The organism is Mycobacterium gordonae (genome assembly GCF_002101675.1).
In the GTDB taxonomy this organism is placed as follows: Bacteria; Actinomycetota; Actinomycetes; order Mycobacteriales; family Mycobacteriaceae; genus Mycobacterium; species Mycobacterium gordonae.
This window is the reverse complement of the sequence record NZ_LQOY01000095.1, coordinates 1-20,776: the sequence shown is the minus strand read 5'-3', so window position 1 is coordinate 20,776 and position 20,776 is coordinate 1. Positions and strand designations below refer to the sequence as shown.

Genomic DNA, 20,776 nt, shown 5'->3' with positions numbered 1-20,776 from the left:
TACCGCATCCGGAAGCCGTTGTGTCATGGGACTAGTCACGTCACAATGCTGCACGCCGACGCATCACCCACAGGTCAGCGTCACCCACAGGTCAGGGATACGACGACAATCCGGGAGATCCGGCCGCGCCTAGCAACAGACCGCCCTGGCCGGCTAACCCGCCGGGACCACCGGCGGTAGCGACATTGCCCACGGCCGCGCCGTTGCCGCCGTTGCCGCCGTTGCCGACCAGTCCCGCGTTGCCGCCGTCGCCGCCGGCACCACCGTACTGAACGACGCCCATGAGGCTTCCGCCACCGCCGCCGCCATTGCCACCCGAGCCGATGACTAGGCCGCCGTTGCCGCCGGCTCCGCCTTTGCCGCCGCGATTCAACCCGTAGGCGCCGCTGCCGCCATCTCCGCCGTCACCGGCCAGCGTTCCGCCGGTGCCGCCATGCCCGCCGACCCCGGCGTGGACGCCGAATCCGCCGGTTCCCCCGGTGCCGCCGAATCCGAACAGGCCGGCGGCACCGCCAGCACCGCCGAGGCCGCCGACACCGCTGGAAGTGGCCGGGGACATCGAGCCGCCCGCCCCGCCGGCACCGCCGGAGCCGAACAGAATCCCGCCCGCGCCGCCGGCACCCCCGGCTCCGCCGACGGCGTTGGTGTGGTTGCCGCCGGCGCCTCCTGCGCCGCCGTTGCCGAACAGGCCTGCCGAACCCCCGGCGCCACCGGTACCGACCGAGCCTTCCGAACCGCCCGTCCCGCCGGCTCCGCCGTTGCCGAAGATGAGGCCACCGGAACCCCCCTTGCCGCCTGCCCCACCGAACGTCCCGCCATTACCGCCGGCTCCGCCATTGCCGAAAAGCCCCGCGGCCCCGCCATTACCGCCGTTTTTGCCGATACCGCCCGACCCGCCCGCGCCGCCATTACCGGCCAGTAATCCGCCAGGCTGGCCATCTGCTCCTGTTCCCGGTTTGCCGTTTGCGCCGTTCCCGATCAGCGGACGTCCGAGCAGCAGCTGGGTGGGGGCATTGACCACGTTGAGCACCTGCTGCTCCAAAGCCTGCAAGGGCGACGCCGCGGCGGCCTCGGCTGCGGTGTATTCCCCCGCTCCCGCGCCCATCAGTTGTACGAATTGCGAGTGGAACGCTGTTGCCTGCGCGCTGAGCACCCGATATTGCGCGCCGTGGGCGGAAAACAGCGCAGCGATCGCCAGTGAGACCTCATCGGCGCCCGCGGCCAGCAACGCCGTGGTCTGTGCGGTCGCGGCCGCGTTGGCTGCGTCGAGCGCCGATTCGATCGAGGCCAAATCCATTGCAGCCGAACTTATTATCGCAGGCGTCGCGACCAAATATGACATGTCAGTTCACCCGCCTGCTCGTCGGATTGGGCCGTACATCGTGGCGTTCCGCTGCAGAAAAATCAGTGGCTATCACGCCACTGAGCCTTGTCCGAAGCGGGGCTGCTGGCTTGAGTAGTCGACTACCTAATTCGGCCTGTTCGGATGGCGGAAGGCATGCCCGCACCGCCAACCTATGAATCCTCGATAACCGTCTCACTGAGGATTCGGCCATCCGAACCGGCGATGACCGTCTCGGCCCAGGCGATGTGTCCCTCAAAGCCAAGCGATTCCGCCATGGACCGATAGCGGTTCGCCAAGTGTCGATGGGCGACGACGTCACCTTCGGCCTTGGTCATCAGCATGCGCAGACGCAGCAGCGTGATCTCGCGCATGGCCCAATCTTCATGTGCGTGCAGGTTTTCCAGCTGGTCGATCGCCGCGTGCGCTTCGGCCCTGTCGCCGTCGGCCCCGCGCTCAATCAGTGTCTCCACCAGCATGCCGCTGGCGAGAACTCCGAAGAAGGGCCGACCCGCCCTGTGCAACTCGTCGACCGTGTGGCGCATCACCGGGATGGCGGCGTCAGGATCGCCGCGCCGGGCCCGTTCCCACGCGACCCACAACTCAGCGACCGGGATCAGGAACGGAATGGGCTCGTTTGTCCACATGTCGTGGACGTGCATCATCAGTTCCAGCCCATGGTCGCGGTCGGCCTCGGTGTCCCGACGTAGCAGCGCAGCCGCCAGCCCATACCTGACGATGCTGAGAGCTGCGTTGCTGGACCCCCCGGCGGATTCTAGGGCGGCCGTGATCTTGTTCAGCGTGACGTCATCCGGTCGAAGCGCTCCGTAGGTTACCGCCAACCCGTAGGTCCAGCAGGCGATCATCGCCTGGGAGGTCGGATCGCATTGCCGGGCGAGATAGGCAGCGTCGATGTCCTGCCGCCAGCCAGGACGGCCCAGCCACCACCCTGCGACCCCACGCCAGGCGAGCGCCGCCGCGAGTGGTGATCCGAAACCGAATTCGGCTCCTTTGGCGGGGTCGCCGTCGGCCAGTTCGATGACGGTCTGGGACCATCGCAGTATCTCGCCGAACTCACCGGCGTCGAACCAGTTGTTGAACGCGATGAATGCCAAACCAATTGTCGGGGCCGGATCATCGATCGACGCGAGCAGCGCCATCTGTTCGGATGCCAGTCGTGACCCCTCACCCGTCTGCGCAGCGAACATGAGCTCGGTTTCCAGCCCGGTCATGCCGATGGCGAGCGACACCTTGTCGCCGGCCGCCGTGCACAACTCCCGCAGTTCCTCGTAAAGTCCCCGGGTTTCTTGAATCGCCTGCCAGCTGATCGCGCACAACATGGTCCGAGGGGCGATCCTCCTTGCCAGGTGATCGGGTTCGTCTGCGGGAAGCAGGTCAGCGATGCGGATGGCGCGCTCCCAGCTGACCCGAGCCGCGCCGGCGTCCAGGTTGGCCGACCACGCGCCCGCGCGCATGTGCCAGGTGTACGCCGCGGGCAGGTCACCAGCGGCCTGCAGATGTTCGGCGATCAGCGCGGCGTTCTGCTCGGCTGTCACGGTGCTGGTCGATTCGATGGCAACCGCCAGTCGGCGATGCCACTCGGCGCGGTCGGCCTTCAGTTGTGATTCATAGGCCACGGCCCGGATCAGCGGGTGGTGGAAGGCGTATTCGGCGTTGCGGGTGAATCGGACCTGGTCGATCAGCTCGGTGTGCAGCAGCTCTTCGACTTGCGGCTGAATGCCGAGGGCGCCGAGCAGGTCGGCTTCGAAGCGGGCCCCGATCACCGAAGCCGCGTTCAACGTCTGCCTGGCGCCGGGATCCAGTCGATCGATGCGTGCCGCGATCGCGGCCTGCACCGTGGCCGGCACGCTGAGCTCAGCGATACCGGTGGAACAGACATAGCTGCCACGCTCACCGGACAGCGCACCGCGTTGCACCAGCTCGCGCACCATCTCCTCGGTGAAAAACGGGTTGCCTGCAGATCGCTCAGCGATGACCGGTGCCAGGTCGCCCACCGAGGGGTCCGATCCCAGTAGTTCGTCCAGTAGCGCGGCGGTGTCCGAATCGGTAAGGGACGCAAGCGGTATTGATTGGCCGCCGGGTAGCCGGGTCAGCATTCCCTGGTATTCCGGGCGGTAAGTGATGAGCACCAACGAAGGGGTGCGGGGTATGACCGTGAGGAAGTCGGCCACCATTGATTCGCTGACCGCGTCGATCCAGTGCGCGTCCTCGATGACGAAGAGCGCGGGCGTAGTCCGTGCCAGCGAGGTGGTGTTGACCAGGTCCGTCAACCGCCGCCACCTCGCATCAGGGTCGATCTGAGGTAGCGGGATCGCTGGGTCGGCGATGCCCAGCAGATCGTCGAGCAACAGCAGGTCCTGCTGATTGATATTCGGTGGCACCGTGGCCCGCAACTGGGCGCGGGCAGCCTGGCCGTCGAGGTCGGTAGCACCGCTGGCCGCGCGCAACAGCCGCGCCACGACGCCGAAGGAGACGTCGCAGGCGTGCGACTCACAGAATGTCCAGTACACATCGACGCCGCGCTCGGCGGCCAGCGCCGCGACTTCGCGGGCCAACCGGCTCTTGCCGATGCCGGGTGCTCCCATCACCGTCACCACGCCGCCGCGGCCCCCGATCGCTCGTTGCACCATGGCGTCCAAGGCGGCCATCTCCCAGCGCCGACCCACCAGCATGGTCTCCGCGCGATCCCGCATGCCGTCGCGCCGGCCGAGCGCAAGCAGCCGGCGCACACACACCGGTTGGTCGGCTCCCTTGATCGGCACCCAGTCGGGCTCGCCCAAAACGGCGGCGTGCTCGACCAGTCGCGCGGTGGACTCCGACAGGAGCACCTCACCCGGGCCCGCCGCCGATTCGATTCGTTGCGCGAATCCGACCGTCTCTCCGGTCGCGGCGTAGCCCAGGGCGATGTCGCCGGCGATGACGCGACCCGAGTTCAGCCCGACCCGCAGTTGCAGGTTTACGCCGTCGCGGCGGGCCACCTCGGCGGCCAGCCTGGTGGCTTCCTGCTGGATGGCCAGGGCTGCCAGACAGCCGCGCAGGGCGTGATCTTCGAGTGCGACCGGTGCGCCGAACAGGGCCATCACGCCGTCGCCGTTGTACTCGACTGTCCCGCCGTAGCGCTGGGCCACCGCCGCCGAGCGTTGTACGAGCTCGGTCATGACCTCGCGGAGGCGCTCGAGGTCGAGCACGGCCGCGATGTCCATGGAGCGCACCACGTCGGCGAACAGCACCGTCACCTGCTTGTACTTGGCGGTGTCACCCATAGACGTCCTGGGACTGCCGCACTGGTCGCAGAATCTGGCCTGCTCCCGCAGGTCATTACCGCATGACCCGCACCCCGTCATTGCCCAAGGATAGGACGCCAACCTGCACGTTGAGGAGAGTTCGGGGTCCTCTGTCAGGCGCTTGACATGCAGATCCGACCCCGGGAGGGCACGCCGTCGAGATAACGACTACCTTCACCTATACGCACCTAGTGCACCGATGGCGGACCTAGGGCGGGCAGCCATATCAAGCCTGAGCGCAAAGGGGTTCTCGTGGGCGACACCGACGACACCGCAACTCTGAAGTACCCGGGGGGCGAGATCGACCTCAAGGTCGTCCATGCAACCGAAGGTGCCGACGGCATTGCGCTGGGTCCGCTGCTGTCGAAGACGGGGCACACCACGTTCGACAACGGCTTCGTCAACACCGCGTCCTGCAAGAGCGCCATCACTTACATCGACGGCGACGCGGGCATCCTGCGCTACCGCGGTTACCCGATCGACCAGCTGGCCGAGAAGTCCACGTTCATCGAGGTCTCCTACCTGCTGATCTACGGCGAACTGCCCACCACCGACCAGCTGGCCGAATTTACCCAGCGCATCCAGCTGCACACCATGCTGCACGAGGACCTCAAGCGGTTCTTCGACGGATTTCCGCGCAACGCCCACCCGATGCCGGTGCTGTCCAGCACCGTCAACGCGCTGTCGGCGTACTACCCGGATTCGCTGGACCCCACCGACAACACCCAGGTCGAGCTGTCCACGATCCGGCTGCTGGCCAAGCTGCCCACGATCGCCGCCTACGCGTACAAGAAGTCGGTGGGCCAGCCGTTCCTCTACCCGGACAACTCGCTCACCCTCGTGGAGAACTTCCTGCGGATGACGTTCGGGCTGCCCGCCGAGCCTTACCACGCCGACCCCGAGGTGGTTCGCGCCCTGGACATGCTGCTGATCTTGCACGCCGACCACGAGCAGAACTGTTCGACGTCCACTGTGCGGCTGGTTGGGTCCTCGCAGGCCAACCTGTTCACGTCGATCTCCGGCGGCATCAACGCGCTGTGGGGTCCGCTGCACGGTGGTGCCAACCAGGCTGTGCTCGAAATGCTCGAGCAGATCCGCGAGAGCGGCGACGACGTGGGTGAGTTCGTCCGCAAGGTCAAGAACCGTGAGGCCGGCGTGAAGCTGATGGGCTTCGGTCACCGCGTCTACAAGAACTACGACCCGCGGGCCCGGATCGTCAAAGAGCAGGCCGACAAGATTCTGGCGAAGCTGGGCGGCGACCCGCTGCTGGACATCGCCAAGCAGCTGGAAGAAGCGGCGCTCACCGACGATTACTTCATCGAGCGCAAGCTCTACCCGAACGTCGACTTCTACACCGGCCTGATCTACCGCGCGCTGGGCTTCCCGGTGCGGATGTTCACGGTGCTGTTCGCGCTGGGCCGGCTGCCCGGCTGGATCGCGCACTGGCGCGAGATGCACGACGAGGGTGACAGCAAGATCGGGCGTCCGCGCCAGATCTACACCGGCTACACCGAGCGCGATTACGTCGGTATCGACGGTCGCTAATTTCCGCCGAGCAGACGCTAAGGCCCCCGTTTCCGCGCCGAAACGGGGGCCTTAGCGTCTGCTCGCGGGAGGTGCCCCCAGCTCGCGCAGCTAAAGGGAGGCCAGCACCGCCATCGCGGCGTTGTGCCCGCCGATGCCCGAGACCGCCCCGCCCCGGCGGGCGCCTGAGCCGCACAGCATGATCCGGTCGTGCGCGGTGGCCACGCCCCACTGACGCGCCGGGGTGTCCAGCGGATCGTCGTCGTCGGTGAATGGCCACGACAGCGCGCCGTGGAAGATATTGCCCGCGGTCATCCCCAGCCGGTCCTGCAGATCCAGCGTGGTGGTGGTTTCCCAGCACGGGCGTCCGTGTGCGTCGGGCAGCAGCACGTCCTGAATGGGTTCGGCCAGAACGGAATTCAACGACGCCAGCACCGCGTCGGCCAGCCGCTCGCGCCACCGGTCCGGTTCGGGCGAACCGGACACCGGGGCATGGAAGCCGAACACCGTCATGGTCTGCACGCCGGACAGTGCCGGCGACACGATGCTCGGGTCGGTCAGCGAATGGCAGTAGGCCTCACACGGTAAGGGATCCGGCAGCTGGCCCGCCGCAGCCCGCAGGTATCCGGCATCGAGCTGCGACCAGGTCTCATTGACGTGAAACGTGCCGGCGAAGGCCTGTTCCGCAGTCACATTCCGGTCGCGCAGGCGAGGCAACCGGCGCAGCACCATATTCACCTTGACCTGTGGACCCGGCGCCACCGGTGGCACCGGCTCACCCAGCAGGCCGGCCAGCACCGCGGGTCCGACACCGGACAGGACGAATCGGCCGCGGACCCGATGCTCGTCCCCGCCGCTGCGGTAGGACACCTCGCCGTCCGGATTGACCGCGAAAACCTCAGCGGCCGTGCATATTTCGGCACCGTGGCGGCGGGCCGCGGCGGCCAGGGCCGAGGACACTGCACCCATGCCGCCGATCGGCACATGCCAGTCACCAGTGCCACCACCGAGCACGTGATACAGGAAGCAGATGTTCTGCAGCAGGGACGTGTCGTCCAGGCGCGCGAAGGTACCCACCAGCGCGTCGGTGGCGATGACCCCACGAACCACGTCGCTGGCGACGGCGTCGGTGATGGCGTGCCCGATCGGCTCATCGATCATGGCACGCCACGCGGCCATCGCCTCGGGATCACCGTCACCCACCACGAGTCGACGAGCCTGCTGCCGGGTGCGCAGGGGTTCGAGCAGGGTGGGCCAAAGGCGCTGCGTCACCAGCCCGCAGCGCTGGTAGAAAGCGGCAAAACCGCCCTCATCGTCGGCCGCTCCGATGGCGGCGAAGCTGTGAGGTGAGCCGATCAGCAGGCCGGTGCGTCCAGAGGTACCCGGGTCCGGCGTGTAGGACGAGTAGGGGCGCCTGGCCAGCCGCACGCCCGCTCCGAGGTCCTCGAGAATGCGCGGCGGCAGCAAACTCACCAGATACGAGTAGCGCGACAGCCGGACGTCGACACCGTCGAAGACCTGGGCCGATATGGTGGCACCGCCGATCTGCGGCAATCGTTCGAGCAGCCGTACCCGAAGGCCCGCCCGGGCCAGATAGGCGGCGGCGACCAGGCCGTTGTGACCGCCGCCGACGATGACTACATCGAGATCGGCGTCAGCCATTGACACGCGCTAATTGAGGTAGCCTTCGACCTCATCAGCCGGACGCACCGCGGCTTCACGCGGGTCGCCGCCGGTTTCGCGCAACGCCCGGCGCTGCCGAAGCAGGTCCCAGCACTGATCGAGTTCGACTTCCAGGCCGCGCAACCGCTCCTGTTCCTCGTCGGTCGAGATCTCGCCGTGTTGCACCTGCTCACGCAGGGCCTTCTCCTGAGCGACCAGCTCGCGGATATGTGCCAGGGCGTCGCTGTCCGTCGGTTTGCTTCCGTTGGCCATCACATCAGTCTGCCCCACGTTGCCTCGGTATCGTATGTGGACTCGGTAGGCTCATATCGCCTGGAAGCGCAAACAACGGCGGTTTGAGTGAAGGAGCGATGGTGGGTCCAGATGTGGGGGTGGACGAAGCGCCGGCGCCCGCCCGTCAAATCAACCAGGCTCAACTCACCCCGAGGTACCACCGTCAGCGGCCGGGCCGGCCCTGGTTGATCGGTGTCACGGTCATTCCGCTGCTGTTGGCGATGATCGGATTCGGCGCATACGAACGACCGATGGGCGTCAACGGTCCGACCGGTGACCTGCCGACGCTGACCGCCACGCCGGGCGGTCCGCCGAACACGTCCAACGCTCCGCGGCTGTCGCTGTCGCTGCTCTCCGTCAGCCGCAGCGGCAACAGCATTACGCTCATCGGCGACGTCCCGGACGACACCGCCAAGGCGGCGCTGATGAAATCGCTCAAAGCGCTTACGGCGCCCGGGGTCAGTGTGGTTGACCAGATTCATATCGACCCGCTGGTGCGCACCCTCGACTTCGCCGTGGCAGAACCGGTCTTCACTGCCGGCGCGCCGATCCCCGACTTCAGTCTTAAGGTCGAGCGGGACACCGTCACGTTGGGCGGCACCGCGTCCCCCGATCAGAAGGACGCCGTGGAACGGGCGGTGGTCAACGCGTGGCCCGGGGTGAACGTCGCCAACGCAATCGTCGCCAGGGGTCAGATCACCCCGAATATTCCGCAGGCAGGTACCTCCGTGCCGCCTCCCGGACCCGGTGCATGCAAGGACCTGCAGGCGGTCCTCAACAAGATGACCGGAGGTCCGCTCGCGTTCGGCACCGACGGGGTGAGTCTCACCCAGGACGATACCCAGATCCTGCTCCGGGTGGCCGACCAGCTCAAGGCCTGCCCGGTCGCACGTATCACGGTCAACGGCTACACCGACAACGCGAGCGCCGAAGGCATCAACATTCCGCTGAGCATTCAGCGGGCCAACCTGGTGGCCGAGTTCCTCATCGCCAACGGCGTGAGCCGGGATCGCGTCACTGCCAAAGGTCTGGGCTCGGCCAATCCGATAGCCAGCAACGACACGGCCGAGGGGCGTGCCAAGAACCGTCGCGCAGAACTTGTGGTCGGCTAGGGGGAATCAACCATGAGTTTTCTGGTCCAGTGGGTGGTCTACCTGGCCGCATTTGTGGCCGGGTCGGCCGTTGCCTACGGGATCGCCGCTGTGCTGATCAAGCCACTCAGGCCGGAGTCCGAGTCCGCGCCCGTGTCGGCTGAGCCGGAGTTCGCCGAGCCCGACACGATGGCGCTCCAATCATTGCCCGAGATCTCCCAGTCGGCCCCCACCTCGGAGATCGAGACAGCGCCCGAGCCACAGTTGCCGGTGCCCGTACCCGCGTCGGCCGGGCAGGAGGGGGAGACGTTCGAGCAGCTGCTCTGGCCGGAGTCGCAAGAGCCGCCCGCTGAGGTTGCCGAGCGTGCTGAGGGTGCCGGGGCGCCGGAGCTGGGACCCGAATCGGTCGCGCCCGAGCCTGAGCCAGAGCCGGAAGTGGCCGAGGTGACAGAGGCAGAGCCCGAGTTGGTCCAGCCGCAGTGGCCCGGCGCCGCGTCTCAGTGGCCTGGTCTGGAGACGAGGGACTCCGAGGAGGCCGAGCCGGTCGCCGAGGTTCTCGAGCCCGAGCCCGAGCCTGAGCCAGAGCTAGAGCCGGAAGTTGCTCAGGTGGCAGAACCCGAGCCCGAGTTGGCCCAGCCGCAGTGGCCCGGCGCCGCGTCTCAGTGGACTGAGCCGGAGACGAGGGACGACGAGGAGCCCGAGCCGGTCGCCGAGGCTCCTGAGCCTGAGCTCGAGCCCGAGGCTGAGCCGGAAGTGGCCGAAGTGGCAGAGCCTGAGCCCGAGTTGGTCCAGCCGCAGTGGCCCGGCGCCGCGTCTCAGTGGCCTGGTCCGGAGACGAGGGACTCCGAGGAGGCCGAGGAGGCCGAGGTTGCCGAGCCCCAGCCCGAGCCTGAGCCTGAGCCTGAGCCTGAGCCCGAGCCTGAGCCTGAGCCCGAGCCCGAGCCGGAAGTGGCGGATGTGGCGGCACCCGAGCCCGAGTTGGCCCAGCCGCAGTGGCCCGGTCCCGCGTCCCAGTGGCCCGGGCCCGACAAGTCCGAATCCGAAGATGCCGCATCATCAGACCCCGAGCCGGAAACCCCGTTGCCGCAACCGCAATGGCCTGGACCTCCGTCGCAGTGGCCCGGGATCGGAGTGAAGCGATGATCGCCCATGTGCACTGGTGGCTGGCCGCCGTGTCATTCGGACTGGGCATGGTGCTGACGTTCACGCTGACAGCCCGGCCCGCCAGAACCCAGATGCCGGCCTGGGTACTTGCCGAACCCAGGCAGCGACCCAAACCCGAGCCGGTGATGAAAGCGCCTGCCGCCGAAGCGCCTACCAAGAAGCTGCCCGCCTCCAGAGCCAACCCCAAACCCGGACCGGCGCAGAAGAAAGCCGTCTCCAAGGCGCCACCGAGAAAACGCAGACCCGTCTCCGGCGATGCCGTGACGGAACGAATCCCCGTCGCCAAAGACCCTGCGACGGAACGCATTCCCGTCGCCCGCAAGAGGCCGGTAAAGAAGACTGCCGCGGCCAGGAAGGCCAGGCCGAAAGGCGCCACGCCCAGGCGCAGGCCGGTTCCCAAAGACGCTTTGACGGAGAAGATTCCAGCTAGCAGCGAGGCGGAGACCATCGTCCTGCCGTTGATGCCGTACGCACCTTACGGCGCCGGGTCCATGCGCGCCAACCTCGACGGCAGCGGTCCGGACGGGTGGACGATCAAGGGGCGCATGGATTCCCGGTTGTTCTACTCGCCCGACGATGAGGGCTACGAGGACACGGAGGCCCAGGTCTGGTTCCAGGACGAGGAGTTCGCCGCCCGGGCGTTCTTCACACCGTGGCGCAACAGCACTCGTAAAACCTAGCTCGGTCCGGGAAGGCGCAGCACCAGCCGCGCCCCACCCAGCGAGCTGCCTTCCAGCGACGCCGTTCCGCCGTGCAGGTGTGCTTGCTGCGCGACCAGAGCCAGCCCCAGGCCTGACCCCGAATGCGATGCCGTGGAGCCCCGGGAGAACCGCTCGAACACGACCTGCCGCTCCTGCTCCGGCACCCCGCTGCCGTTGTCGTCGATGGCGATCTCGACTCCGGCCCGCGAACTGACCGCCGAGAGCTGAACGTGGGTGGCGCCACCGTGTTTGACGGCGTTGGCAATAGCGTTGTCGACGGCCAGCCGCAACCCGGCCGGCATCCCGACGATGATGCAGGTCGGGGAGGGGACCAGGGACACGTCGAGATCGGGGTAGATGCGGGTGGCGTCGTGGGCGGCGCGGTCGAGCAGATCGGTGATGTCGACGGGCACGTGATCGTCGGAGGTGGACAATTCGCCCTGGGCCAGCCGCTCGAGCGCGCTCAGCGTGGCCTCGATCCGTGACTGCGTGCGGATCACGTCGCTCAGCACTTCTTTTCGCTGGTCATCGGGCAGGTCGAGGGTGGCCAAGACCTCGAGGTTGGTCCGCATGGCGGTCAACGGGGTACGCAGCTCGTGCGAGGAGACCGCCGCGAAGTCGCGGGCCGAGGCCAGCGCCTCCTGGGTGCGGTTCTGCTCGTTCCAGATACGTTGCAGCATGCCGCGCATGGCCTCGGCGATCTCCACGGCTTCGCTCGCGCCGTGCACTTCCACTCTCGGGTCCTCGTCGCCCGCATCGATCGACCGCGTCTGCTCCGCCAGCTGTTTGAATGGTCGCACCGCGAAAGCGGCTAGCAGCCAAGCGAATACGGCCGCCGCGCCGATGGCCAGGGTGCAGATCAGCAGCACCCGTCGATGCAGGTTGTTGGTTTCGGCGTAGGTCGCGTCGTAGGTTGCGGCGACGGCGACCGAGGTCGGTTCCGGGCCCGGGATCTCGACCGTGCGCACCCGGTAGCGCACCCCGTGGATGAAGGTGTCGGCGTAGTCGGCCTGCAGCTTGGGCAGATTGATGTCGGTGTTCGACTTGATAACGTTGCCGCGGCGGACGGTGATCAAAGCGTCCTGATCGTTGGGGGATCGAGGGATCTCGTCCAGGCCGCGGGGGACGAACGGGATCGCGAACCCCGCAGCCTCGTCCAGCCGGCGGTCCAGACGTTCCTTGCGGTCTTTGGTGATGCCTACCCAGACCACGGCGCCGACGATCAGTACCGGAATGGCGGCCCCGATAACCGTCGCAACCACCACCCGGGTCCGAAGCGACGGCGTGCGCGCGAAGATTCGGGACAGGATGTTCACGGCCACCATCGGGCACCTGCCGCGCTCATTGCATCCTGAGCACGAAGCCGACTCCCCGGACGGTGTGCAGGAGCCGCGGCCCACCGTTGGCTTCCAGCTTGCGCCGCAGGTATCCGATGAAGACGTCGACGACGTTGGTGTCGGCGGCAAAGTCGTAGCCCCACACCAGTTCGAGCAGCTGCGCGCGGGACAACACCGCCGTCTTGTGCTCAGCGAGCACGGCGAGCAGGTCGAACTCCCGCTTGGTCAGGTCCACGTCGACGCCGTTGACCCGGGCGCGCCGGCCGGGGATGTCGACTTCTAACGGACCCACGGTGATGGTTTCCGACGACGAGGTGGCGGTGGCGCCGCGCCGGCGCAGCAGGGCCCGCACGCGCGCGACCAACTCGGCCAGGACGAACGGCTTGACCAGGTAGTCGTCGGCACCCGCTTCCAGGCCGGCGACCCGGTCGTCGACGGAGCTGCGGGCACTCAGCACGCAGACGGGCACGTCGTTGTCCATGGCTCTGAGCGCCGTGACGACGCTGACGCCGTCCAGCACGGGCATGTTGATGTCGAGCACGATCGCGTCGGGCCGCGTCTCGGTAGCGCTGCGCAGGGCCTCGGCGCCGTCGACCGCGGTGGACACCTCAAATCCGGACAGCCGCAACCCACGTTCCAGCGAGGCGAGCACATCGGAGTCGTCGTCGACCACCAAGACCCGAGGTGAGTTCACACCAGTGTCCATGCGCCTATCTTGCCTGATTGAGCGCAATGGCGGTGGGAGGCGCACCCCCCAATCGCGCGGATCAGAGATCGTCCGCGGCGCCGCGGCCGGCGGCCCGGCCGGAGAAGATGCAGCCGCCCAGAAACGTCCCCTCCAACGCGTTATATCCGTGCACGCCGCCGCCACCGAATCCGGCGACCTCCCCGGCCGCGTACAGGCCCGGGATGGCCTGACCGTGGTTGCCCATGGCACGGGAAGACAAATCAGTTTGGATGCCGCCCAACGTCTTTCGCGTCAGAATGTGCAACTTGGCGGCGATCAGCGGTCCGGCCTTGGGGTCCAGGATGCGGTGCGGCGTAGCGACCCGGCCGAGCCGATCGCCCAGCGCGCGCCTGGCGTTGCGGATGCCCTGCACCTGGACGTCCTTGCAGAACGGGTTGGCGATCTGCAGATCGCGGGATTCGATCTGCGCGCGGATCCCGGCCGGATCCAGCAGTGGCTCGTCGGTCAGGGCGTTCATCTTGGCGACGAGGTCTTCGATGTTGTCGGCGACCACGAAGTCGGCGCCATGGGCCTTGAACGCCTCGACGGGACCTGTGGCGTCCTTGTTGAAGAAGCGCTGCTGCAGCACCTTCATCAGGCTCTTCCCGGTGATGTCGGGGTTCTGTTCCGAGCCCGACAACGCGAACTCCTTCTTGATGATCTTCTGCGTCAGCACGTACCAGGAGTAGTCGTACTTCGCGATCTCGGGGTTGGTACGCAGATACTTCAACGTGCCCAAGGTGTCGTAGCCGGGCAGGAAGGGGGCGGGCAGCCGTCGGCCCAGCGCGTCGAACCACATCGACGAGGGACCGGGGATGATGCGGATGGCGTGCTTAGGCCAGATCGGGTCCCAGTTCCGGACGCCTTCGGTGTAGTGCCACATCCGGTCCCGGTTGACCAGCCGGACGCCGCTGTCGTGGGCGATGTCGAGCATGCGCCCGTCGACGTACTCGGGAACGCCGGTGATCATCGACGCGGGGGGAGTGCCCATGCGTTCCGGCCAGTACCGCCGCACCATTTCGTGGTTGCCGCCGATCCCGCCGGTGGTGATGATCACCGCCTGGGCCGACAGCTCGAATTCGCCGACCACGTTGCGGTTGGACGGCGCACCCCGCACCGCGTCGTCGGGCGCCAGCACCGTGCCTTTGATCCCGGTGACCGCGCCGTCGGTGAACACCAACTCGTCCACGCGGTGACGGTGATAGAACGTCACCAAGTTGTCCTGTGCGGCATCCAGAGCCGAATTCACAAAGGGCTCAACGATTCCCGTGCCCGTGCCCCACGCGATGTGAAAGCGCGGAACCGAGTTACCGTGGCCGTCGGCGCGCAGGTCCCCGCGCTCGGCCCAGCCGACTGTGGGCATGAACCTGATGCCGAGGTCGGTCAAATAGGACCGCTTTTCGCCGGCGGCGAATTCGACGTACGAGCGGGCCCACTTCGCCGCCCACACGTCCTCGTCGTCGAGGCGATCGAATGCCGCACTGCCCGACCAGTCGTTCCACGCCAGCTCCAAGGAGTCCTTGATTCCCAGCACCCGCTGCTCGGGTGTGTCGACCAGGAAGAGCCCGCCGAATGACCAGAAGGCCTGGCCGCCCAGATTGGCCTCGTTCTCCTGATCGACCACCGCGACCTTCTTGCCGCGCCGGGTCAGTTCGTGGGTGGCGACCAGTCCCGCCAGACCCGCACCGATAACGATGACATCAGCGTCCATGAGACAGCCTTTCTGCGCCTGAGTTCGTCACCCGAACGATTCGATACACAAATGTATCATATTCAGGAACGCATCGGAAGGGCTGTTTTGGCGGCTTAGTCCCGAGTGAGCACCACGTTCATCAATTGGGTGAGCCAGGCGCGCGCGGCGGCCTGGTCCCTGTCGAGCAGTAGCTGGACACTCACCCCGTCATACGCGGCGATGATTGCCCGGGCGGTGTCGGTGACGCTGTCGATGGCCTTGTGGAAGCCGATACCGCTGGCGATCAGGCGTTCCTCGATGACCTTGCGCAGCTGTGCGCGATGGACTTCCCAGCGGTGGGCCAGCTCGGGATTGCGGGCGGAATACAGCAAGAAGTCGAATTTGATCAACAGCCAGTCGCGTTCGAGAAGCAGGGTGTCGACGATGCGCTCCACGACTCCGGGCAGATCGACGACAGCGTCGGCGCCCTCCATGGCGGCGCGGACCTGGTCCGCCGTGCGTCCCGCCCACTGGTCGTACAGCAGGAAGAACAACTCCTCGAGGCTCTCGAATTGCGAGTAGAACGCGCCGCGGGTGTAGCCGGCGGCTTCGCACACATCCTCGATGGTCACGTGTCCGTAGCCCTTTTCGGCGAATACCCGGAACGCCGCCTCCATGAGGCGGGCGCGGGTTTCGGCGCGGCGTTTGGTGACGCGCGGCGGCTTCGCCGCGGTAGTCGCTGTTGGCATGCGCACCCCCTTATTAGATGTAGCCGATACATTGCCACATCTGATACGTGACGTGCCACATTGGGGGGCGCCGTGTCATCAAATCAAGGGATCTCAGGGGCGGTGCGCGTCGGCATCAGGACCATATTGAGCATCTGGATGAGCCGGGCGCGGGCTGCACCCTCGTCGTTTTCGAGCAACAGCTGGGTGGCCAGACCGTCGTAGAGGGCGATGATGGCCTGGGCCGTATCGCTCGCGCTACCGATCGGCTCGTGCGGCCCGGCGCCACGGGCGGCAAGCAGTTCCTCGATGGTCACCCGCAGTTTGCCGCGATGGACCGACCAGCGCTGGGCCAACGCCGGATTGCGGGCGGCCACCGCTAACAAGTCGGCCTTGATCAACAGCCACTCACGTTCGAGCAGCAGCGTCTCCACGATGCGCGCGATGATCGCGGGCAGATCATTGACGGGGTCACCGGCCTCGACGGCGCCGCGCACCTGTTCGGCGATCTGAGTCGTCCATTGGTGATAGATCACGAACAACAGCTCTTCCAGGCTCTCGAACTGTGAGTAGAACGCCCCGCGGGTGTAGCCGGCGGCTGTGCACACATCTCTGATGGTCACCTGGCCGTAACCCTTCTCGGCGAACACGTCGATCGCCGCGTCGATCAGACGCCCCCGGGTTTCGGCGCGGCGCTTGGTTACCCGCGTCGCCTTCGCGGTGCTTGCTGAGGTCATCGGCCCTTCGCCTTCATAAGATTCATATGAGTATCAGATGCATACTAACATACAATGTATTGACGTATCGTATACGAATATGTATTTTCTGAGACGGCGGACGACGAAGGATAGGTGGACGTGATGGGGTTCGAGATGCTGTCGCCGGAAGTGAACTCGGCGCGCATGTACACCGGGGCAGGATCGGGGCCGTTGTACTCGGCGGCCGCCGCCTGGGACGGGTTGGCCGCTGAGCTGCGGGCATCGGCGTCCTCCTTCGACTCGGTGATTTCGGACCTCGCCGATGGCTGGTGGGCCGGCGCCGCGGCGATGGCGATGGGCGGCATCGCGGCGGGATTCGCCGGGTGGCTGGGAGCCACGTCGACCATTGCCGAGGGCGCCGCCGTGCAGGCCCGGGCCGCGGCTGCGGCGTACGAGACCGCTCGGACCGCGACGGTGCATCCGGCGGAGGTGACGGCCAATCGGATGCAGCAGCTGGCACTGGTCGCGACGAACTTTTTGGGCCAGAACACACCGGCGATTGCGGCCGCGGATTTCGTCTACATCGACATGTGGGTTCAGGATGTCATCGCCATGCTGGGCTATCTCGCGGATGCGGTCTCGGTGGCCGTCTCCTTGACGCCGTTCGCCGCACTGCCCGCTGATCTTGCGGGGTTGGCCTCACAGGCGGCGGGGGTGGCGCAGGCGATCCCGCTGGATGCGTTGTCGCAGGGCGTTCAGCTGGTGTCGACGTCGGTCGGCACGGCGTTGACGCCGCTTTCCAGTCTCAGCAGCGGCGGGGCGCCGGCAACCGACCCACTGGCCGGCGCTTCGGAGCCGTCGGCAATGTCTGCCGTCGCGGCGGTGGAGGCCGTCAAGCCGGGGAGTGGCGCCGGGTTCGGCGCAGCGGCTGGGCTGGGTCAGGCGCGCACGATCGGTGGGTTGTCGGTGCCGCAGGGCTGGCTCGGGTCGGCGCCGGACGGGCGGGTGGGTGCTGCGCTACCGGGCACGAGCCTGGGCGGCGCCGCGACACTCGCCAATGCCGAGGCAGCGGCCGGTGCAGGCGCCGGGATGCCGATGATGCCGATGCCGACGGGCGGTGGAGCCAACGGCGGGATGCCCGGGCGAATGATCGGCGGCGGTGGCGGTTCTCATGTGGTCCAGCAAAGGCCCGGTGTGATTCCGCGCGTCGGCGTGTAACCGGTCACCTGCGACCAGGATGCTCAGCAATCGCCAGTTCTAGGCGCGCGCCCGGAACGAGTGCGGCCAGTCCCATCACCTGCCGACGATGCTTGCGCCCGGCGCGATCAGTGCCGCCCGCGCCAACGGCATCAGCCCGGTCAGCCCGCGCTTCCCCTCGCAGAGGATCACCTGGCCCGAGCCTCACCGGACCATGAAGCAACGGCCGGCATCACCGACCGTCGGTGTGGACGACACGTTCGGCGCAAATGCAGTCTTGGGTCTGACGCATCGGCGTGTTGAGCCAAACGGCGGCTGCGCGGTATACCACCCGGGACACCCGGGAAATGTCGCTGACGTCGACCGCGATAGCACGCGTGAGCCCTGGTTGCCGAGGGCAGTTCACAGCTGTGCCGTGGTCGTCGACGTGGTTTCGGCGCTCCTGGCGTCGGCGACTGGCCTGTCGTCAACTGGCACCGGCTCCACCGGATCCACCGCCGCCGCCGTTACCACCGAAGATGCCATCGGGGCCTGAGCCGAAGTACCCAGGCTCACCGGGGTCGCCCGGCAGTGCGAATGAACCGAACGTCAGAGCACCGCCGTTGCCGCCAGAACCGCCCCTACCCCCGCTGCCGCCCGGGGTGATGCCGAACACGCTGTCTATTCCGGTGCCGCCACCGCCACCCGTTCCTCCGGCACCGCCGTTGCCAGCTGTGCCGAGTTCGCTATTTCCGCCCGCCCCACCGACGCCGCCGCGCCCGCCGTTCCCTGCGCCGTGGAATCCTCCCCCGTTACTGCCACGACCGCCGTTGCCGCCGGCACCGCCGTTACCGCCCACACCGTTGTTGGCTTTACCGCCACCTCCGCCGTTGCCGCCGACGCCCCCATTCCGGCCTGCGCCGGGCTCGGACAGGGACTGTCCGAGAGAGTTGCCGCCGCTGCCGCCTGCGCCGCCGTTGCCACCATTGGTGCCATCACCGCCCTGGCCCCCAGCGCCGCCGTTGCCCCCAGTGGCAGCCAAGACGCCAACGACATCGCCCTTGCCGCCGGCACCGCCGTTGCCGCCGTTGCCGCCATTGCCCTGCACGCCGCTCTTGCCGGTCGCACCCGTAGTGATGCCCGACCCGCCCTTACCGCCGGCACCAGCTTTGCCGCCATCGCCGCCCTCACCGCCTTGCCCGCCGGAGCCGCCCCCCGGCGTCGCCACCGTTGCGTCAGCGCCGTTGCCGCCGTTGCCTCCATTCCCGCCGGTGCCGCCATTGCCGCCCGAGCCGCCGGCTCCACCAGCTCCTTGGCTGCCGTTCTTTCCGCCGTTGAGGTTGAGGGTCTTGCCCGCGGAACCACCCGTCCCGCCGTCACCACCGGCACCGCCTTGACCGCCGGTGCCTCCATTGCCGCCAGCACCGCCGGAATTGTTGCTGGCCGTACCATTGCCGCCGTTGCTGCCCGTGCCGCCGGCACCGCCGGTGCCACCATTTCCGCCGATGCCGCCCTTGCCGCCGTTGCCGCCGTCGCCGTGTAGAACTCCGCTGTTGCCGCCTGCGCCGCCAGCGCCTCCCGCAGATCCGGTGCCGCCGGCGCCGCCGGTGCCGTTGGTGCCGTTGCCGCCGTTGGCGCCGTTGCCGCCATTGCCGCCGTTACCGCCGTTGCCGTCGAGGCCGCCGTGACCACCGTTGCCGCCGGCGCCGCCGGCGACGTCGGGGTTGGTGGAGTTGGCGCCATTGCCGCCATTACCGCCGTTGCCGCCGCTGGTGGGGGAGCTGCCCCAGTCGCCGTCGGCGCCCTTGGCGGAGCCTGCTCCGCCGCTGCCGCCTTGTCCGCCGGCACCGCGGTCGCCGCCGTTGCCGCCGTTGCCGCCATTGCCGTTGCCGCCGTTGCTGAACGAGCCGTCGGCGCCGCGGCCGCCGCCTCCGGCGATGCCGCCGTTTCCGCCCTGTCCGCCGTTCCCGCCGACGCCCTGTTTGCCCGAGCCGTTCACGCCTGATCCGCCAGCCCCGCCCGTCCCGCCTTGACCACCTCGGCCGCCCGCGCCGCCATCGAAGCCGTCATCGCCGTTGCCGCCTGGCACGAATCCGTCGAACCCTTTCCCGCCGCTGCCGCCGTTGCCCCCGGTGCCGCCGGCACCGCCCGCGCCGCCGTTGCCGCCGGTGCCGGCGAGCGCGCCACTCTTGCCGCCAGCACCTCCGGTGCCTCCGGTGCCTCCGGTGCCGCCAGTGCCGCCGGGCGCCGGCGGTGCACCGATGACCGACGACTGCCCCGCGGTGCCCTGGCCGCCCTTGCCGCCTGCGCCGCCGTTGCCGCCGTTGCCATAGAGCCCACCGTCGCCGCCGTTGCCACCTGCCGCGCCGGAGGGTGCCGTCACGTTGCCGGGGCCGGTGCTGGCGTCGGCACCTCGACCGCCGTTGCCGCCGTTCCCGCCGCTGGTGGGAGCGGTTCCGGCGGTGCCGTTTGCGCCGTGTGCGGTACCACCGCTGCTGCCGCCGGTGCCACCCGCTCCACCGGTGCCGGGATTGCCGCCGTTGCCACCCTTGCCGCCGATGCCGTTGTTGACGCTCCATGTGCCGTCGGCACCGTTGCCGCCATCACCGCCGATTCCGGCGTTGCCGCCATTGCCACCGGCACCGCCGGCACCGTGGGCGCCCGCCTTGCCGACAACCGCGCTTCCGCCGATGCCGCCGTCACCCCCGGCGCCCCCGGCGCCCCCGTTGCCGCCGTTGGCCCCGTTTTGGCCGTTGGAGCCCGCAAAGAATCCGTCGGAGGCCTTGAACGCGTCACCGCCCGCGGCGCCGTTTCCGCCGTGGCCGCCGGCGCCGCCTGCGCCGCCGTCACCGCCAAGCGTTCCGCCCTGGCCGCCAGCACCACCGGTCCCACCTACGCCGCCGTTGCCGCCGTTACCGGGGGTCATGCTGGAGAATGCGGGGCTGCCGTACAAGCCGTTACCGCCGGCACCACCGGCGCCACCATTGCCGTAAGCGCCACCGTTTCCGCCCGCTCCACCGTTAGCGCCGTTTCCGCTCGTAATGAAGGCGTCAGCGCCCTGGCCGCCGTTGCCGCCGTTGCCGCCGCTGTGGGGGCTGAGGCCGGTTGAGCCTTGGGCGCCGTTGCCGGCTTTGGCGCCGTTGCCGCCTGCCCCTCCGGCGCCGCCAGTGCCCGGGTTCCCTCCGTCGCCGCCCCGGCCTCCGACGCCGTTGTTGATCGCGTATGAGCCGTTGGCGCCGTTGCCTCCGTTGCCGGCTGCGCCACCGCTGCCGCCGTCACCCCCGGCGCCACCGACTCCGTGGCCCCCGGAGGTTGTGAAAATGCTGTTGAGTAGCCCGCCAGTCCCGCCGGCGCC

At 68.1% G+C, this 20,776-nt stretch carries 15 protein-coding genes; 5 read left to right on the top strand and 10 right to left on the bottom strand.

Going from position 1 to position 20,776, the window contains the following annotated elements; genetic code table 11:
* Positions 1-91: 91 nt before the first annotated feature.
* A complete protein-coding gene (locus AWC08_RS15940; protein WP_085087966.1) occupies positions 92-1,342 on the bottom strand; it encodes a PE family protein in 1,251 nt (416 codons plus the stop codon).
* A 173-nt stretch (positions 1,343-1,515) separates the two neighbouring features.
* Positions 1,516-4,707 (bottom strand): adenylate/guanylate cyclase domain-containing protein, encoded by a 3,192-nt coding sequence (locus AWC08_RS15935; protein WP_069433994.1) that lies wholly within the window; start codon positions 4,705-4,707, stop codon positions 1,516-1,518.
* 192 nt (positions 4,708-4,899) lie between these two features.
* On the opposite strand from AWC08_RS15935, the gene AWC08_RS15930 reads away from it, so the two are divergent.
* Positions 4,900-6,192 (top strand): citrate synthase, encoded by a 1,293-nt coding sequence (locus AWC08_RS15930; protein WP_065133496.1) that lies wholly within the window; start codon positions 4,900-4,902, stop codon positions 6,190-6,192.
* A 90-nt stretch (positions 6,193-6,282) separates the two neighbouring features.
* Here the strand turns inward: AWC08_RS15930 and AWC08_RS15925 are convergent, their stop codons facing one another.
* Positions 6,283-7,839, bottom strand: coding sequence for a phytoene desaturase family protein (locus tag AWC08_RS15925; RefSeq protein WP_142283616.1), 1,557 nt, complete (start codon positions 7,837-7,839; stop codon positions 6,283-6,285).
* Between the two features lie 3 nt (positions 7,840-7,842).
* Entirely contained in the window at positions 7,843-8,106 is a 264-nt protein-coding gene (locus AWC08_RS15920; protein WP_065133498.1) for a DUF2630 family protein, read from the bottom strand.
* 101 nt (positions 8,107-8,207) lie between these two features.
* On the opposite strand from AWC08_RS15920, the gene arfA reads away from it, so the two are divergent.
* The 3 genes from arfA to arfC are packed head-to-tail and all read left to right on the top strand — an operon-like array spanning position 8,208 to position 11,062.
* Entirely contained in the window at positions 8,208-9,239 is a 1,032-nt protein-coding gene (arfA, locus tag AWC08_RS15915; protein WP_069434001.1) for a channel-forming protein ArfA/OmpATb, read from the top strand.
* 12 nt (positions 9,240-9,251) lie between these two features.
* Complete coding sequence (gene arfB / locus AWC08_RS15910; protein ID WP_069433996.1) at positions 9,252-10,361, top strand: channel accessory protein ArfB; 1,110 nt, start codon at positions 9,252-9,254, stop codon at positions 10,359-10,361.
* Complete coding sequence (gene arfC / locus AWC08_RS15905) at positions 10,361-11,062, top strand: channel accessory protein ArfC, sunset domain variant (RefSeq protein WP_069434002.1); 702 nt, start codon at positions 10,361-10,363, stop codon at positions 11,060-11,062. The genes arfB and arfC overlap by 1 nt, the downstream gene beginning before the upstream one ends.
* Here the strand turns inward: arfC and prrB are convergent.
* The 5 genes from prrB to AWC08_RS15880 all read right to left on the bottom strand — a co-directional run bounded on the left by prrB (position 11,059) and on the right by AWC08_RS15880 (position 16,284).
* Complete coding sequence (gene prrB / locus AWC08_RS15900) at positions 11,059-12,399, bottom strand: two-component system sensor histidine kinase PrrB (protein WP_065133507.1); 1,341 nt, start codon at positions 12,397-12,399, stop codon at positions 11,059-11,061. The genes arfC and prrB overlap by 4 nt on opposite strands.
* Before the next feature lie 25 nt (positions 12,400-12,424).
* A complete protein-coding gene (gene prrA / locus AWC08_RS15895; protein WP_036364553.1) occupies positions 12,425-13,126 on the bottom strand; it encodes a two-component system response regulator PrrA in 702 nt (233 codons plus the stop codon).
* A 61-nt stretch (positions 13,127-13,187) separates the two neighbouring features.
* Positions 13,188-14,858, bottom strand: a complete 1,671-nt coding sequence (locus tag AWC08_RS15890; protein ID WP_069433997.1) for an FAD-binding dehydrogenase — start codon at positions 14,856-14,858, stop codon at positions 13,188-13,190.
* Positions 14,859-14,953: 95 nt separating this feature from the next.
* Positions 14,954-15,568, bottom strand: a complete 615-nt coding sequence (locus AWC08_RS15885) for a TetR/AcrR family transcriptional regulator (protein WP_065133501.1) — start codon at positions 15,566-15,568, stop codon at positions 14,954-14,956.
* 83 nt (positions 15,569-15,651) lie between these two features.
* The gene (locus tag AWC08_RS15880; RefSeq protein WP_069433998.1) at positions 15,652-16,284 is read right to left on the bottom strand and encodes a TetR/AcrR family transcriptional regulator; all 633 of its coding nucleotides are present in this window, start codon (positions 16,282-16,284) and stop codon (positions 15,652-15,654) included.
* 123 nt (positions 16,285-16,407) lie between these two features.
* Between AWC08_RS15880 and AWC08_RS15875 the strand changes: the two genes are divergently transcribed.
* Positions 16,408-17,463, top strand: a complete 1,056-nt coding sequence (locus tag AWC08_RS15875; protein ID WP_174900773.1) for a PPE family protein — start codon at positions 16,408-16,410, stop codon at positions 17,461-17,463.
* Positions 17,464-17,908: 445 nt separating this feature from the next.
* On the opposite strand, the gene AWC08_RS36540 is transcribed toward AWC08_RS15875, so the two are convergent.
* Positions 17,909-20,776, bottom strand: a 2,868-nt coding sequence (locus tag AWC08_RS36540) for a cytochrome (protein ID WP_159459997.1), incomplete at its 5' end; no start/stop codon positions are given.

Coding starts and splice junctions, on each gene's coding strand:
- AWC08_RS15940 (WP_085087966.1), bottom strand. CDS start 1,342: ATGTCATATTTGGTCGCGACGCCTGCGATAATAAGTTCGGCTGCAATG.
- AWC08_RS15885 (WP_065133501.1), bottom strand. CDS start 15,568: ATGCCAACAGCGACTACCGCGGCGAAGCCGCCGCGCGTCACCAAACGC.
- AWC08_RS15875 (WP_174900773.1), top strand. CDS start 16,408: ATGGGGTTCGAGATGCTGTCGCCGGAAGTGAACTCGGCGCGCATGTAC.
- AWC08_RS15935 (WP_069433994.1), bottom strand. CDS start 4,707: ATGACGGGGTGCGGGTCATGCGGTAATGACCTGCGGGAGCAGGCCAGA.
- AWC08_RS15890 (WP_069433997.1), bottom strand. CDS start 14,858: ATGGACGCTGATGTCATCGTTATCGGTGCGGGTCTGGCGGGACTGGTC.
- AWC08_RS15880 (WP_069433998.1), bottom strand. CDS start 16,284: ATGACCTCAGCAAGCACCGCGAAGGCGACGCGGGTAACCAAGCGCCGC.
- prrA (WP_036364553.1), bottom strand. CDS start 13,126: ATGGACACTGGTGTGAACTCACCTCGGGTCTTGGTGGTCGACGACGAC.
- AWC08_RS15920 (WP_065133498.1), bottom strand. CDS start 8,106: ATGGCCAACGGAAGCAAACCGACGGACAGCGACGCCCTGGCACATATC.
- arfB (WP_069433996.1), top strand. CDS start 9,252: ATGAGTTTTCTGGTCCAGTGGGTGGTCTACCTGGCCGCATTTGTGGCC.